The following is a 14,880-nucleotide window of genomic DNA, read 5'->3' as shown; positions in this document are numbered from 1 at the left end:
TCGATATAACGGAACAAATCCCTTTTTTTTCGAACAAATCCCCCTTTTATCCGAACCTTTTCATCCTTTATCCGAACTCCTCGATATAACGGAACAAATCCCTTTTTTTCGGAACAAATCCCCCTTTTATCCGAACTTTTTCATCCTTTATCCGAACTCCTCGATATAACGGAACAAATCCTTTTTTTTCGGAACAAATCCCCCTTTTATCCGAACTTTTTCATCCTTTATCCGAACTCCTCGATATATCGGAACAAATCCCTTTTTTTCGGAACAAATCCCCCTTTTATCCGAACTTTTTCATCCTTTATCCGAACTCCTCGATATAACGGAACAAATCCCTTTTTTTCGGAACAAATCCCCCTTTTATCCGAACTTTTTCATCCTTTATCCGAACTCCTCGATATAACGGAACAAATCCCTTCTTTTCCGAACAAATCTCCCTTTTATCCGCACGAAACATAACAACTGAAAAGTAGTTCAAACTATGCAGTAAATGGTTCAAACTTGAGAAATTCCTCCTATTATAATTTATAATGGAAAATGCATTAAGAAAGGAAAAGGGGTAAAAAAATTGCTGCAATTAAATAAAGAAGAACTCAAAGGAAAGAAAGATCAATTTACAGCATTGGGGATCAAAACACCAGAATATGACTTTGAAAAGGTTTGGGAAGCGACCAAGAAATCTCCCATCTGGCTGCATTTCGGGGGAGGAAATTTGTTTAGGGCCCACCACTCAGTACTCCAGCAGCATTTAATCGAAAAAACCGAAACAGATAGAGGGATTATTGTTGTCTCTACCAACAATGTGGATTTGGTGGAAAAAGTCTATCACCCGCATGATAACTTAAGTCTGAGTGTCGTGATGAAAACAGATGGCACTCTGGATATGGAGGTCATTGCTAGTGTGGCCGAAAGTATTGCCACAGGCAGCGGTCCCGATGCATGGGAGCGCCTAAAAGAAATCGTTGCGGAACCGTCGCTTCAGCTCGTCACTTTTACGATCACGGAAAAAGGTTACGACCTAAAAGATCTGGATGGCGAAATCCGCACAGCTGTGAAAGAAGAAATTGAGCAGGGGCTCGACCATCCAAAACACACAATGGTCATGCTCGCTGCGCTTTTACATAATCGCTATCTAACGGGACAGGCTCCTTTAGCGCTAGTCAGCACAGATAATTTTTCACATAACGGCGATAAGCTGAAAGCTGCCGTCTTAACAGTGGCTACGGCTTGGAACGAACTTGGCTTTGTTGCAAGAGGTTTTCTTGATTATTTGAAAAATGAAGTCAAACTCAGCTTTCCATGGAGTATGATCGATAAAATTGTGCCAGTGCCTTCGGAACAAGTTTCAGAGCGGCTAAAAACACTAGGTTATGGCAGCGCCGAATTAATCCGCACGAAACCAAATCGTGCGCCGATTGCTCCGTTTGTAAATGGGGAAGAGGCCGAATACCTCGTGATTGAAGACCGTTTTCCAAATGGGCGGCCAGCTTTGGAAAAGGTCGGTGTTTATTTTACCGATCGGGAAGTCGTTGACCAGGTTGAAAGAATGAAGGTATGCACCTGCTTGAACCCGCTTCATACCGCATTAGCCGTCTTTGGCTGCTTGCTCGATTATCGGTCGATTGCCGCTGAAATGCAGGATGAAGATTTAAAAGCATTGATTGAAAAAATTGGTTATGTGGAAGGCATGAAAACGGTGACCGACCCTGGTATCATTAAGCCGTCTGAATTTATTAAAGAAGTCATCGAAGTGCGTTTTCCAAATCCGAATAATCCTGATACGCCGCAGCGGATTGCATCTGATACATCACAAAAACTAGCGATTCGCTTTGGGGAAACGATCAAAGCTTATATGCAAAGAGCTGACCTGGACGTGAACGATTTGACGTTTATTCCCTTAACCATTGCCGCTTGGTGCCGATATTTGCTGGGCGTCAATGATCAGGGTGAAGAGATGAAGCTCAGTCCGGACCCACTTTTACAAGAATTACAGGAATATATGAAAAACATAAAGTTTGGCAGGCCAGACTCGGTTGGCGACAACCTCCGGCCGATTCTCTCAAATAAAAAAATCTTCGGTGTTGATTTGTATGAAGCTGGTTTAGGCGAAAAAATAGAAGAGTTTTTCAAAAGGTTAATTAAAGAAAAAGGTGCAGTGAGAGCCACATTGCATCAACAATTAGGAGAGTAGATTGGAGAGTGGAATCACTCTCCTTTTTTGTACGAATTAACCTCGGGAAAATTGTTCAAAACGTCTACGAAATGGTAAAGCAGATCATTCCTCGCTAAATAAACTGCTAGTCATTCTCCGACTTTTTAAATTGATATTTTTCAAGGGAGATGCTGCCTGATTGGCTCACCTCCACACCTTCCGCTTCAAGAAGAAACTTTTGTTCACCGATGTCCTTCAAGCCAATTTCCCCCTTTGCATTAATCACACGGTGCCAGGGAAGCTGATGTTTGCGGCTCAGCGAATGAAGAATCCGAACAACCTGACGGGCAGCACGCGGACTGCCTGCCATTCCGGCAACCTGTCCGTAAGTCATCACTTGGCCCGCTGGAATATTTTTAATAATTGAAATCACCTTTTTAGTAAAATCTGTCATCTTGTTGGTCCTTCCATCGTATCTATTATCATTATAATTCCATTTGACAAATTTCTCAGGAAATAATTTAGAAATCCAGGAATGGCGCGGCTTAGAGCATGTCGAACCATGAACAATGCATAATCATGCATAAAATTAATTGCTGAATTTTCAAAAAAAGTTTAGAAAAACCTTGTATTTATTGCATAATCCACTATCCAAGCTAATAAACTGTAAAAAACCTTTATAAAGAGAGTGTTTGAGGTGAGGAGTCGTTTGAGGACAATGGGGTTTCAGTTGGGGACATGATTATTCAGCATGAGGTAAGCACTATTTCATCGGAGTGATAAGCGGGTCTCATTTCACACTTCTCACATCCAATTTAGGGAGGGCGAGTGGTGTGCACGATTACATCAAAGAGAGAACTATCAAGATTGGAAAGTATATCGTGGAGACGAGAAAAACGGTTCGCGTCATAGCGAAGGAGTTTGGCGTATCCAAAAGTACAGTCCATAAGGATTTAACTGAGAGACTTCCTGAAATTAACCCTGACCTGGCAAATGAAGTAAAAGAAATCTTAGATTACCATAAATCGATCCGCCACCTCAGAGGCGGGGAAGCGACAAAAATGAAGTATCAAAAAGAAGAAAGAGAAGGCGAAACAGTAAAGTAATTTTTCAATCTATTCTTTTTTCCTTGAACAGACATCTTTCTACAATAATTTACAACTTCCTGTATGAAAATTACATGTTGTGTGTTACAATATACAATTAGGACAGTATGTGGATTCCTTATCAAGGAGGAAAGAAAAGAGAATGTTTGCTAGGGATATTGGTATTGATTTAGGAACGGCTAATGTGCTTATTCACGTTAAAGGCCGGGAATTGTTTTGAATGAACCTTCTGTCGTGGCAATCGATAAAAATACAAACCGTGTTCTTGCTGTTGGTGAAGAAGCTCGCAAAATGGTCGGCCGTACGCCAGGAAATATCGTTGCGATCCGCCCATTGAAAGACGGCGTAATTGCAGACTTTGACGTAACAGAAGCAATGTTGAAGCATTTTATTAACAAGCTGAATGTAAAAGGCTTTTTATCCAAACCGCGCATCTTGATTTGCTGCCCAACGAATATTACAAGCGTTGAGCAAAAAGCAATCCGTGAAGCTGCTGAAAAAAGCGGCGGAAAGAAGATTTACTTAGAAGAAGAACCAAAGGTAGCCGCTATTGGCGCCGGAATGGACATATTCCAGCCAAGCGGAAATATGGTAGTTGACATCGGAGGAGGAACAACGGACGTCGCAGTATTATCAATGGGCGACATCGTTACTTCTTCCTCTATCAAAATGGCTGGCGACAAATTTGATGCAGAAATCTTAAACTACATTAAACGTGAGTACAAGCTTCTCATCGGTGAACGCACAGCTGAAAACATCAAAATTCAGATTGGAACCTGCTTCCCAGGATCCCGTTCCGAGGAAATGGAAATTCGCGGCCGTGACATGGTCAGCGGTCTTCCACGCACCATTTCGGTTCGTTCTGAAGAGGTTGAAGCAGCATTACGCGAACATGTGGCTGTTATTGTTCAGGCCGCTAAAACGGTTCTTGAGCGCACACCGCCAGAATTATCCGCAGATATCATCGACCGCGGCGTAATCCTAACAGGCGGCGGAGCATTGCTGCATGGTATCGACATGCTTTTAGCTGAAGAGTTGAAAGTACCTGTACTGGTTGCGGAAAATCCAATGGATTGCGTTGCCATCGGAACAGGCGTTATGCTCGACAACATTGATCGTCTACCTAAAAAAAGACTTGGTTGATATAAATAAAAGTCTAATGCTGATGGACAAGCTCCGAGGCGTTAGGCTTTTTTATTTTTGGTTTGGAAAAATATATCCGCACGAACCTACGAAATATCCGTAAACTTCAGCTCCTTTTCCGAACTTTTTCATCCTTTATCCGAACACCTTGATATATCCGCAAACTTCACCTTCTTTTCCGAACATATCCACCATTTATCCGAACTTTTTCATCCTTTATCCGAACACCTTGATATATCCGCAAACTTCACCTTCTTTTCCGAACATATCCACTATTTATCCGAACTTTTTCATCCTTTATCCGAACACCCCGATATATCCGCAAACTTCACCTTCTTTTCCGAACATATCCACCATTTATCCGAACTTTTTCATCCTTTATCCGAACACCCCGATATATCCGCAAACTTCACCTTCTTTTCCGAACATATCCAACTTTTATCCGAACTTTTTCATCCTTTATCCGAACACCCCGATATATCCGCAAACTTCACCTTCTTTTCCGAACATATCCACCATTTATCCGAACTTTTTCATCCTTTATCCGAACACCCCAATATATCCGCAAATCCATTATTTCGATTTTTTTTCACAGGATTCGACGTTTAGTTGATGTGGAATTTACGAAAGTCTTTTATAATAAGAGTATCTATGTATTCCAAATGAGGTGGAATGGATGTTTAAGGGTTTTTACACGGCTGCGGCGGGAATGATTGCGCAGCAGCGCAGAACGGATATGCTGACAAACAATATGGCGAATGCCAATACACCTGGATTTAAAGAAGATCAATCGACATTGCGGTCATTTCCTGAGATGTTATTAGAGCGGATGAATGCGCAAAAAAGCGGCGGTCCGCAAGTTGGCTCACTCTCCACGGGTGTCTATATGCAGGAAGCGATCCCACGCTTTATCCAGGGTGATACGAAAGAAACTGATAATAAAACCGATATGGCATTAGTAAACTTGAACCAGGGTTCCGCCTTCTTCACAGTTCAAGACCCGAGCGGGAAGCTACGCTACACAAGGAATGGCAACTTCACACTTGATGCAGCAGGATACTTAACGACAGGCGACGGCCAATACATACTGGATAACAACAACCAGCCTATTCAGCTTGCGAGCGACCAGTTCACCGTGAGTGACACCGGCCTGATCACCGGGCCAAATGGCGAACAGCGGCAGTTAGGAATTGCCTACACCGCCAACGCTGATCAGCAGCTTATTAAAGAAGGCAACGGTCTGTATCGAACGGAAAATGGAACACCGCTCGCACAAGCGGCCAATGGGCAATTTAAGCTTCAGCAAGGTTATCTGGAGCAATCAAATGTCGATATGAGCAAGGCGATGACTGACATGTTAACCGCATATCGTTCTTTTGAAGCGAACCAAAAAATATTGCAGGCGTACGACAAGAGTATGGACTTAGCAGCCAATCAGGTCGGGAAAATAGGGTAATTTTTAAAAAAAGGAGGTCGGAACCATGAATACATCGATGATTACGGCGACGAACACGCTGAGTCAGTTGCAAAAACAAATGGACATAATAAGCAATAATTTGGCCAATCTAGATACAACAGGGTTTAAAAGCAAGCAGGCCACGTTCACGGACCTGCTCGCACAGCAGCTGAATAATCAGCCTGATGCCTCAAAAGAAGTAGGGCGGCAGACGCCAAACGGCGTTCGTCAAGGAACGGGGGCCAGGCTCAGCCAGTCGCAAATGAACATGAGTCAGGGAAGTTTCAAGCCGACCGACAGGGATCTTGATACCGCTTTTCAGGTGCCGGGCCAGTACTACAAGGTGCTTGTGAAAAACTCGGTTCAGTATACTCGAAATGGTGCGCTCGCCTTATCACCTGTGGCGCCAAACGAGACGATGCTCACAACGAGCGACGGCGATCCGATTTTGGATGATAACAATAATCCGATTATTATTACGGGGGATGCGCAAAAATTTGATATCACCCAAAACGGGGTTATGAATGTGGCGATGACGGATGGTTCGATGGAATCGTTCAACCTTGGCGTTGTCCAAATCAACAAGCCGCAATTTCTTGAGCAAAAAGGCGGCAGTTTGATCGGGATTCCTGACAATGTGCCCGCACCGAACGGGGTTTTGACCGAACTGCCGAGGGATCAGATTTCGATTGGCCAGCGGATGCTCGAGCAATCAAACGTGGATATGTCAAAAGAAATGACGGATCTCTTGAATGTGCAGCGTTCGTATCAATTTTCGTCACGGGCGGTGACGATGGCGGATCAAATGATGGGTCTGATTAATGGAATTCGTTAACAAAGGGGATGATTCGAATGGCGGAAAAACTCGCTCTAACCCGCGAGGAGTTTAAAAAGCTCAAAGAAGCCGGAGAGACGGCGAAGCCTGTTCAACAAAAGCAAGCAATTCCCATTTACCTTCGTTTTGTTATCTTATTCGTTTTGATCATTGTTTTTGCGTCGGCGGGGGCCTTAGTCGGATACAGTGGCATCGGCCATGGAAAACCGAGCGAATTCCTGAAGGGGTCCGCTTTTTCCCATATTTATGATCTTGTTGAGAAAAAATAGACAAGCTGGCCACGGGGGGTCAGCCTTCTTACTTTAGTGCGGTCGCAAACTTCTGCTGGTACTTATTCATCAATGCGGGGACATTGCGGATATAGTTCTGCGTCTCTGCGATATACATATAGCGGAAATTGAACACATTTTCGGGCCCGGCGTTATAAGCGGCCAACGCCATTTCAACACTGCCAAAACGATGAAGCTGCGTGGCTAAATATTTGGTGCCGCCTTCAATGTTCTGCGTAGAGTCATAAGGGTTGACTCCCAATTCTTTAGCCGTTCTCGGCATCAGCTGCATCAAGCCGATCGCTCCAGCCGGACTCATGATGTCGGGCTTGCCGCCAGATTCTTGTTCGATCACAGCCGCAATTAAAGCTGGATCGACGTCATATTTTGCTGAAGCGGCTTGAATTTCCTTGCCCCATCGCATGACTTTATCGGAGGAATCGTAATCGCCGACAACCGTTTTGCTGTCAACGATCATTGGTTTGCCATCTTCAGTCATGATCCTTACCGTGGCCACGTCTTTTAATGCATTAAACCCGTCCTTCAGGTTGTTTTTCATAATATCCCAATCAGACATTGCCACGACCTTTGAATCGCTACTCTCAAAGGTCTTAAATTTTTTAGAAAGCTCCTTCTTCATAGGGGCACTCGTTTGAATCCCGATCTTGGATACTAACAATTGCACGGTATTTTTGATGTCAGTCTTAAAAATTAAATATTTTTCCTTTTTATAGGCAATAGTATCAGGGATGTCTACCTTATCCTGAAATAACAAAGTCGGCTGCTGATCCCTGGGCTGTGCATGGGCCAAGCGGTCAATCGCCCAATTTTCCAGAGGTGCCCAATTCAGTTTTCCGAGCGCAAAAATCATTCCGATGAGAATGATGAATTTTCCTAATAAAATTAAGATCTTGCGACTATTTTCTTTATTCAAGGTCTATACCTCGCAAATATTAGTTTACACTTCCAATCTAGCATATTTTCGCAGGTTTATTTTTTTGAAAAAATAAATATATATGTCAATTTATAGAATTTTTTTCTTTAAGGAGTAATTTTTGTGTATAATAAAAATAAGAACCTAATCTTAGTAGGAGGTACTAATACTATGCTTGATGTTACCCAGATTAAAGAAATCATTCCCCACCGTTATCCATTTTTGCTGGTGGACCGAATTTTAGAGGTTGAAGAAGGTAAGAGAGCGGTTGGAATCAAAAATGTATCGGCCAATGAAGAATTTTTCAATGGACATTTTCCGGACTATCCGGTTATGCCTGGCGTCCTGATTGTTGAAGCACTCGCACAGGTTGGCGCCGTAGCCGTTCTCATTAAAGAAGAAAACCGCGGCCGCTTAGCATTTTTTGCAGGCATTGACAGCTGTCGCTTTAAGCGCCAAGTCCGACCAGGCGACCAGCTTCGTCTGGAAGTCGAAATGACCCGCATGCGGCGGACCGATCGGCAAAGGGAAAGCCGTTGCCACGGTTGACGGGGAAGTTGCTTGTGAAGCAGAAATTACTTTTGCACTTGGAGATAAAAAGGAAGACTAAGAAACCCAGCATGCCAAATCAGGCGTGCTGTTTTCTATTGAGGAAGTAAGCAATATTACGGACAAGATCAGAGGTAAAACAGGACAAACTGTCCGTAATACCGCCGATGACGGACAAAGTTCCTCTCGGGACTAGCCAAACAGTCCGTAAGATTACCCGAAACAGCATGCAACACAAGGCATGCTGTTTTATTAGGAAGGGACTTGGTTCCTGCACTGTTTTTTTATGTGAAATCGCCCACATAATTTATTATTGATAATTTTCAGATTTCCGTTGACAGATTTCAGTCTACCAATTAATATAATGTTATATAACATTACTAAACGTTATGGAATGTATTACCCATAAAATGGTAAGGGCGGGTGAAAGGCTTTTATAAAAGTCATCTAATGATTGTATCCCTAAAAATTAATTTTCATTTTTCTACAAACAATATGTACAAGCCCTTTTATCGTAAATTATCAAAATAATCAAATATAAAGAAAACGGAGGAGAAACATGATGAAAACAGGATTATGGAAGAAGGTTACTGGGGTAGCATTGGTTGGAGCGTTAGCACTTTCATTAGCGGCATGTGGATCAAGTTCAGCTTCATCCACGAAGAAAGCGGATACAAAAACAGGCCTTGCCGCATTAAAAGAAAAAGGAACGATAACCGTAGGGATGATGGCAGCTACACCTCCATACGAGTACCACTTAGTACAAGGCGGTAAAGATCAAATCGTTGGATCTGATATCCAATTACTAGATAAAGTAGCAAAAGAATTAGGCGTGAAGTATGAAATCAAGGATATGGATTTCGATGGATTACTAGTGGCCCTTCAAGGCAAGAAAATTGACATGATTATCTCGGCAATGAGCCCAACAGCAGAACGTGCAAAGAACGCAGACTTCACAGATGTTTACTACAAAGGACGTAACGTCATGCTAGTTCGTAAAGGAGATGTCAACAAGTATAAGACTGCAAAAGATTTTGCTAATGCGAGACTGACAACCATCAAAACATCTGTACAAGAAGGAATTATTGAAAAAGAACTTCCAAATGCACAACTTAAATTACTAGGAAAATCAACAGAAGAAGCCATTGACTTAGCTAACAATAAAGTAGACGGCGCCCTTGTTGACATTCCAACAGCGATTCTTCTGACAAGAGGAAATCCAAACATTGCTTTAAGTAAAGTTTACTTCGAAGACCCATCTGCCGGTGCTGCCATTGCGATGCCAAAAGGAACAGATCCTGAAATAATGAAAGCAATTAATAAAGTGATCAAAGAATCCAAACCACAATACGAAGAGTGGTTAAAGAAAGCAACAAACAACGTGAAAGACATCTAAGTAGACATTCCTATCTGGTCTTCCAGATAGGGGGTCTGTTGCATTGGGGTGACACATTTGAACTTCTCATTCATTGGACAATATTACCAATTTTTCTTAATTGGAACCTATTACACCATAGTACTGGCAGCAGCTGCGGTTGTACTTGGTAGTATTTTGGGAGTAGTATTAACCCTTTTAAGACGGTCCCGCTTTAAAATAATCAAACTCTTAGGCGATATCTACGTCGAATTTGTAAGGGGAACACCGCTTCTTGCCCAGGTTTACATCATTTATATCGGTGTCCCGATGCTCTTTAATGGATCGGACATACCGGATTTAGTTGTCGGAATCATTGCCCTGTCACTCAACGCTGCCGCATACATTTCAGAAACGATTCGCTCTGGAATTGAAGCTGTTAGCAGAGGACAAATGGAAGCAGCGAGAAGTTTAGGGATGAATCAGCGCATTGCGATGTTCGATATCATCTTGCCGCAAGCTTTCAAAAATATTTTACCGGCACTAGGAAACCAATTTATTGGCAGCATCAAAGATTCATCCATTGTATCGGTAATCGGGATTGCCGAACTGATGTATAAAACAACGATTGTTAGAGGAAATACTGCTTTAGGAATAGAGCCAATTTTAGTTGCCTCCCTGATTTACCTAGTGTTGACATACGCTTTGTCGAGAATACTAGCGGTTGTTGAAAGGAGGTTGAAGCAAAGTGATCACCGTTAAAGATTTGCACAAAAGCTTTGGAAAAAACAATGTCCTCAATGGAATCGATGTAGAAATCTCCAAAGGGGAAGTAGTCGTTGTCATCGGACCGTCCGGTTCTGGTAAAAGTACATTTTTACGATGCTTGAATTTATTAGAAATGCCAACAGGCGGCCAAATTATCGTCAATAACCAAGATATCACCGAGAAAAAAGTGAACATCGATAAAGTCCGTGAAAAAATGGGAATGGTGTTCCAGCAGTTCAACCTATTCCCGCATAAAAAGGTTTGCCAAAATATCACGCATGCTCCGATTAAAGTAAGAGGCTTGAAGCCGGATGCGGCCAAGCAACTGGCCGTTGATCTGTTGAAAAAGGTCGGCTTATTGGAAAAAATCGATGCCTATCCGTCCTCGTTATCTGGCGGACAGCAGCAGCGGATTGCGATTGCCAGGGCCTTGGCGATGCAGCCTGAAGTAATGCTGTTTGACGAACCAACATCCGCACTTGACCCGGAAATGGTTGGCGAAGTATTAGCAGTTATGAAGGATCTTGCCAAAGAAGGGATGACTATGGTCGTCGTTACCCACGAAATGGGCTTTGCCAGAGAAGTGGGCGACCGGATTTTGTTCATCGACCAAGGAAGAATCTTAGAACAAAATTCACGGAAGAATTCTTTAAAAATCCGAAACACCCACGCACCATCGATTTCTTATCAAAAGTTTTATAGTGAGGTTTGATTATGGTAAAAGTACTCGGTTTAGGCGACAACGTCGTCGATAAATATGAACATATCCATACCATGTATCCTGGTGGAAACGCATTAAACTTCGCGGTCTATGCGAAGCGCCTCGGCGTTGAGGCAGCCTATCTCGGTGTCTTCGGCTCAGATGAAGCAGCAGCCCACGTCATCGACAGCATTGAAAAAATCGGCTTAGACATCAGTCACTGCAAGCATTACGAAGGCGAAAACGGTGCTGCCCGCGTTACCTTAAAAGACGGTGACCGTGTATTTCTGGGAAGCAACAAAGGCGGCGTCTTGCGCGAATTTGGCCTAAATTTAACCGCAGCCGATCTGGAATACATCAACAGATTCGATGTTGTCCATGCAGGCCTTTATGGCTATACCGAATCCGAACTAGCTAAGATTGAGGCACCAATCAGCTTTGATTTTTCATCAGATTTTACTGGTGAAAAAATCAACCAAGTTGCACCGCTTGTCAACTATGCGTTTTTCTCATGCAGCCATATGACTCAAGACGAAGTTCGTGACCTGATGATCAAGGTTTCGGTTCTCGGCCCTGAATTGGTTTTATGCACGCTGGGAGAAGATGGAGCGCTGCTGTTTGATGGCAAGGAGTTTTACGCCCAAAAACCAAAGCTAGTAAAAGCGATTGATACGATGGGTGCCGGTGATTCATTTATTACCTGTTTCCTAGTGAATTATATTGATGGAACAAAAGATATTAAAACGTGCTTAGAAATAGCTGCAGACTTTGCGGCAAAACAAGTTTTAGTCGAAGGCTCTTTCGGCTTTGGAAAAAGGTACGTGTAAGGAGGAAGATTCATTGGCGCTGATTAAGCGAGAACAAGTGGCGGGAATGAATATCCATTATATGCGCTACTCGTTGGAGTATTTCCTGGATGCCCAAGTGGCGGCAGGAATCCAATCCATCGAATTTTGGACAGGCGTTCCCCACTATTATTTGGATCCGATGACCTATTCGGATTGTAAAGTCTTAAAGGATAAAATTCAGTCTCGTGGCCTTGAAGTCCGAGTATTCACCCCTGAAAACTGCATGTATCAATACCAGTTTGCAGCGACCAAACCAGAAATTTTTGAAAAAAGCTTTCAGTATTTCTCCAATGGCATCAAGGCAACAGCCGAGCTGGGCTGCGAAATCATGCAGTGCAATTCAGGCTGGGGATATTACGATGAAGACAGGGAAGAAGCATGGAAACGATCCCGTGAAATGCTGTCTAAACTTGCCGATGTTGCCCAAAAAGAAGGGGTTACCCTAGCAATGGAAGCATTAAGGCCTGAGGAATCCAATTTGGTCATCAATGTCTCTGGTGCGAAAAGAATGTTTGATGAAATCAACCACCCGAATCTGAAAATCCTTGTGGATACGACCGCAATGGGTGTCGCTGGGGAAACATTGCAGGATTGGTTTGATGTATTCGGGGAAGATATCATCCACACCCATTTCGTCGATGGCAATCCATATGGCCACCTGATTTGGGGCGATGGCCATCATAACCTAGAAGAGTTTTTAACCGTTTTACAGAAAAATGGGTACACCGGCCTTTTAGGTCAAGAAATAACGGATTCCAGATATTTTCAGGATCCAAAGAGCCACGATATTCGCAATATGCATGCTTTTAAAGCATTCATGTAAAAAAAATAGAATTTTGGAGGAGAAATAAAATGCAACAATTAAATCACATCGTTAGACAAATCAAAGAGAAACAACCAAACATCAAGAGTGTCCTTTTTGTAGGCTGCGGCGCATCCAAAGCTGAATTATACCCTGCAAAATATTTCTTAGAAGGAAACGCAAAACAACTTCGTACTAGTCTTTATACAGCAAATGAATTCAACTATGCAACTCCAGTTTCTGTTGATGAAACAAGTATCGTTGTAACATGCTCTCTTGGTGGAGCAACTCCAGAAACCGTAACAGCTACTGCAAAAGCAAAAGAACTAGGCGCACACGTTGTCGCAGTAACTCATGTTGAAGATTCTGCGATCACAAAAGATGCGGACTATGTTATCTACCACGGCTTCGAAGCAAATTACGCAGCGAAAATGGAAAAAATGACAAACGTTCTAGGCCTTGCTGTTGAAATCCTAAACGAATTCGAAGGCTATGAGCACTACAATAAAATGCAAGACGGATTTGCAAAAATCTACGACCTAATCGAGCAATCAGTAGCAACTGTAGGCCCTCAAGCGAAAGCATTCGCAGAAAGCTACAAAGATGAGCCAGTCATCTATGTAATGTCTAGCGGCGCAACTCACGAAGTAGCTTACTCATTCTCTATCTGCTTGCTAATGGAAATGCAATGGATCAACTCTGGAAGCTTCCATGACGGCGAATTCTTCCATGGACCATTCGAAATCGTGGACAAAGATGTACCATTCCTATTGTTAATGAACGATGGCCGTACACGTGCAATGGATTCTCGTGCCCTTGAATTCTTAAATCGCTTTGATGCAAAAACAACAGTTGTTGACGCAAAAGATTTCGGCCTAGGCTCAGTCATTGCCAGCGAAGTAGTAGACTACTTCAACCCAATGCTAATCTCAGGCGTTATCCGTGCATACGCAGAACAACTATCTATCGCCCGCAACCATCCTCTTACAAAAAGAAGATACATGTGGAAACTAGAATACTAATCTAATAGAAAAGGTATCGTCCTTTGGGATGATACCTTTTTATCTATATAGTGGGGGCCCAGATATCATACCTAAACTTACGGAAAAATGGGGAAAAGTTACGAAAAAAAGAGTGAAGTGTACGGATAAAATTGACCTTATCCCGCAAACCCAAAAAAACTAGCTGCAATTCGCAGCTAGCCCATTTAATACTTAAGTTGTAATCGTCAATGCAATTGCCGCCGTCGGTGTCTTAAAATGAGAAGTGTGAATCGGCACCTTGTTTTCATCATAAACAATTTTATCAATATTAAACAAGGTTTCACCAGTTTTACACTCTAAATACTCAGCTTCAAGACTTGTGGCAGGATCGACCGTAATAACTTTATGAGTAGAACCTGCATGGATATTCACATGATAAATATTCTTCAAAACATCATAGGTAGAAACGTTCTCTAGAAAGTGAGTAGCCAAGTTAGGGAACCGATCCAAAGAATAGTGCGTTTCATCAATGGTAAACGGTTGTCCATCCACATACATTAAGCGCAGCAGCCTTAATACTGGTGCATCAGCCTCGATTTGAAGCGATTCAGCCAATTTTTGCGATGCTTTAATTTCTTCACAAACCAGAATCTTTTTGGTCGGTTTTTTCCCGAGCAGCCTGACAAAGTCCGTGAATCCATCCACCGTAACCATTTCTCTTTTAACTTTCTTCCTCATGACAAAGGTGCCCTTACCTTGCTTACGCTCTAAAAAGCCTTCATCGCACAACTCTTGAATCGCTTTTCTCACGGTGATCCGACTGACACCGTAAAGATCGCATAATTCCGCTTCATTTGGAAGCTTCTCACCTTGCTTATATTCACCATGAACAATCGCTTCTCGTAGCTTCTGCTTCAATTGGTCATATAACGGCGTTGAAATTGAGCTATCCAGTTTCATCATATTATTCCTCGC

Annotated in this window: 14 protein-coding genes and 3 pseudogenes; 13 read left to right on the top strand and 4 right to left on the bottom strand. The window is 42.7% G+C overall.

Annotated features, from left to right (window positions below; genetic code table 11):
* Positions 1–307: 307 nt before the first annotated feature.
* Positions 308–505: a hypothetical protein gene (locus RCG17_RS11980; protein ID WP_308175361.1), complete on the bottom strand. Its 198-nt coding sequence runs from the start codon at positions 503–505 to the stop codon at positions 308–310.
* Positions 506–574: 69 nt separating this feature from the next.
* On the opposite strand from RCG17_RS11980, the gene RCG17_RS11975 reads away from it, so the two are divergent.
* The gene (locus tag RCG17_RS11975; RefSeq protein ID WP_308175360.1) at positions 575–2,197 is read left to right on the top strand and encodes a mannitol dehydrogenase family protein; all 1,623 of its coding nucleotides are present in this window, start codon (positions 575–577) and stop codon (positions 2,195–2,197) included.
* Positions 2,198–2,303: 106 nt separating this feature from the next.
* Here the strand turns inward: RCG17_RS11975 and RCG17_RS11970 are convergent, their stop codons facing one another.
* Positions 2,304–2,612 carry an MGMT family protein gene (locus tag RCG17_RS11970; RefSeq protein ID WP_308175359.1) on the bottom strand — a complete coding sequence of 103 codons (309 nt, stop codon included), beginning with the start codon at positions 2,610–2,612 and terminating at the stop codon, positions 2,304–2,306.
* 379 nt (positions 2,613–2,991) lie between these two features.
* On the opposite strand from RCG17_RS11970, the gene spoIIID reads away from it, so the two are divergent.
* The 5 genes and pseudogenes from spoIIID (at position 2,992) to RCG17_RS11945 (ending at position 6,967) form a co-directional block, all read left to right on the top strand.
* Complete coding sequence (gene spoIIID, locus RCG17_RS11965) at positions 2,992–3,264, top strand: sporulation transcriptional regulator SpoIIID (RefSeq protein ID WP_308175358.1); 273 nt, start codon at positions 2,992–2,994, stop codon at positions 3,262–3,264.
* Between the two features lie 142 nt (positions 3,265–3,406).
* Positions 3,407–4,407, top strand: a pseudogene (locus RCG17_RS11960) (rod shape-determining protein).
* Between the two features lie 676 nt (positions 4,408–5,083).
* A complete protein-coding gene (locus RCG17_RS11955) occupies positions 5,084–5,863 on the top strand; it encodes a flagellar hook-basal body protein (protein ID WP_308175357.1) in 780 nt (259 codons plus the stop codon).
* A 25-nt stretch (positions 5,864–5,888) separates the two neighbouring features.
* On the top strand, positions 5,889–6,698 hold the full coding sequence (locus tag RCG17_RS11950; RefSeq protein WP_308175356.1) for a flagellar hook-basal body protein: 810 nt from the start codon (positions 5,889–5,891) through the stop codon (positions 6,696–6,698).
* A gap of 17 nt (positions 6,699–6,715) precedes the next feature.
* Positions 6,716–6,967, top strand: coding sequence for a DNA-directed RNA polymerase subunit beta (locus RCG17_RS11945; RefSeq protein ID WP_308175355.1), 252 nt, complete (start codon positions 6,716–6,718; stop codon positions 6,965–6,967).
* A gap of 28 nt (positions 6,968–6,995) precedes the next feature.
* On the opposite strand, the gene RCG17_RS28340 is transcribed toward RCG17_RS11945, so the two are convergent.
* Complete coding sequence (locus tag RCG17_RS28340) at positions 6,996–7,901, bottom strand: lytic transglycosylase domain-containing protein (RefSeq protein WP_374120922.1); 906 nt, start codon at positions 7,899–7,901, stop codon at positions 6,996–6,998.
* A 171-nt stretch (positions 7,902–8,072) separates the two neighbouring features.
* Between RCG17_RS28340 and fabZ the strand changes: the two are divergent.
* The 7 genes and pseudogenes from fabZ to RCG17_RS11905 all read left to right on the top strand — a co-directional run bounded on the left by fabZ (position 8,073) and on the right by RCG17_RS11905 (position 13,944).
* A pseudogene (gene fabZ, locus RCG17_RS11935) lies at positions 8,073–8,511 on the top strand (3-hydroxyacyl-ACP dehydratase FabZ).
* A gap of 498 nt (positions 8,512–9,009) precedes the next feature.
* The gene (locus tag RCG17_RS11930) at positions 9,010–9,846 is read left to right on the top strand and encodes a transporter substrate-binding domain-containing protein (RefSeq protein WP_308175354.1); all 837 of its coding nucleotides are present in this window, start codon (positions 9,010–9,012) and stop codon (positions 9,844–9,846) included.
* Between the two features lie 57 nt (positions 9,847–9,903).
* The gene (locus RCG17_RS11925; RefSeq protein ID WP_308175353.1) at positions 9,904–10,566 is read left to right on the top strand and encodes an amino acid ABC transporter permease; all 663 of its coding nucleotides are present in this window, start codon (positions 9,904–9,906) and stop codon (positions 10,564–10,566) included.
* Positions 10,553–11,274 (top strand): annotated as a pseudogene (locus tag RCG17_RS11920) (amino acid ABC transporter ATP-binding protein). The gene RCG17_RS11925 and the pseudogene RCG17_RS11920 overlap by 14 nt, the downstream one beginning before the upstream one ends.
* Before the next feature lie 12 nt (positions 11,275–11,286).
* On the top strand, positions 11,287–12,099 hold the full coding sequence (locus RCG17_RS11915; RefSeq protein ID WP_308175352.1) for a fructoselysine 6-kinase: 813 nt from the start codon (positions 11,287–11,289) through the stop codon (positions 12,097–12,099).
* A gap of 13 nt (positions 12,100–12,112) precedes the next feature.
* Positions 12,113–12,943 (top strand): sugar phosphate isomerase/epimerase family protein, encoded by an 831-nt coding sequence (locus tag RCG17_RS11910; RefSeq protein ID WP_308175351.1) that lies wholly within the window; start codon positions 12,113–12,115, stop codon positions 12,941–12,943.
* Between the two features lie 29 nt (positions 12,944–12,972).
* Positions 12,973–13,944 carry an SIS domain-containing protein gene (locus RCG17_RS11905; protein WP_308175350.1) on the top strand — a complete coding sequence of 324 codons (972 nt, stop codon included), beginning with the start codon at positions 12,973–12,975 and terminating at the stop codon, positions 13,942–13,944.
* A 192-nt stretch (positions 13,945–14,136) separates the two neighbouring features.
* Here the strand turns inward: RCG17_RS11905 and RCG17_RS11900 are convergent, their stop codons facing one another.
* Positions 14,137–14,868: a GntR family transcriptional regulator gene (locus RCG17_RS11900; RefSeq protein ID WP_308175349.1), complete on the bottom strand. Its 732-nt coding sequence runs from the start codon at positions 14,866–14,868 to the stop codon at positions 14,137–14,139.
* Between the last annotated feature and the right edge of the window lie 12 nt (positions 14,869–14,880).

This window comes from Neobacillus sp. PS3-12, assembly GCF_030915385.1.
In the GTDB taxonomy this organism is placed as follows: domain Bacteria; phylum Bacillota; class Bacilli; order Bacillales; family Cytobacillaceae; genus JAEVLT01.
Note: the sequence above shows the minus strand (reverse complement) of the source record. Positions and strands in the feature narration are given on the sequence as shown.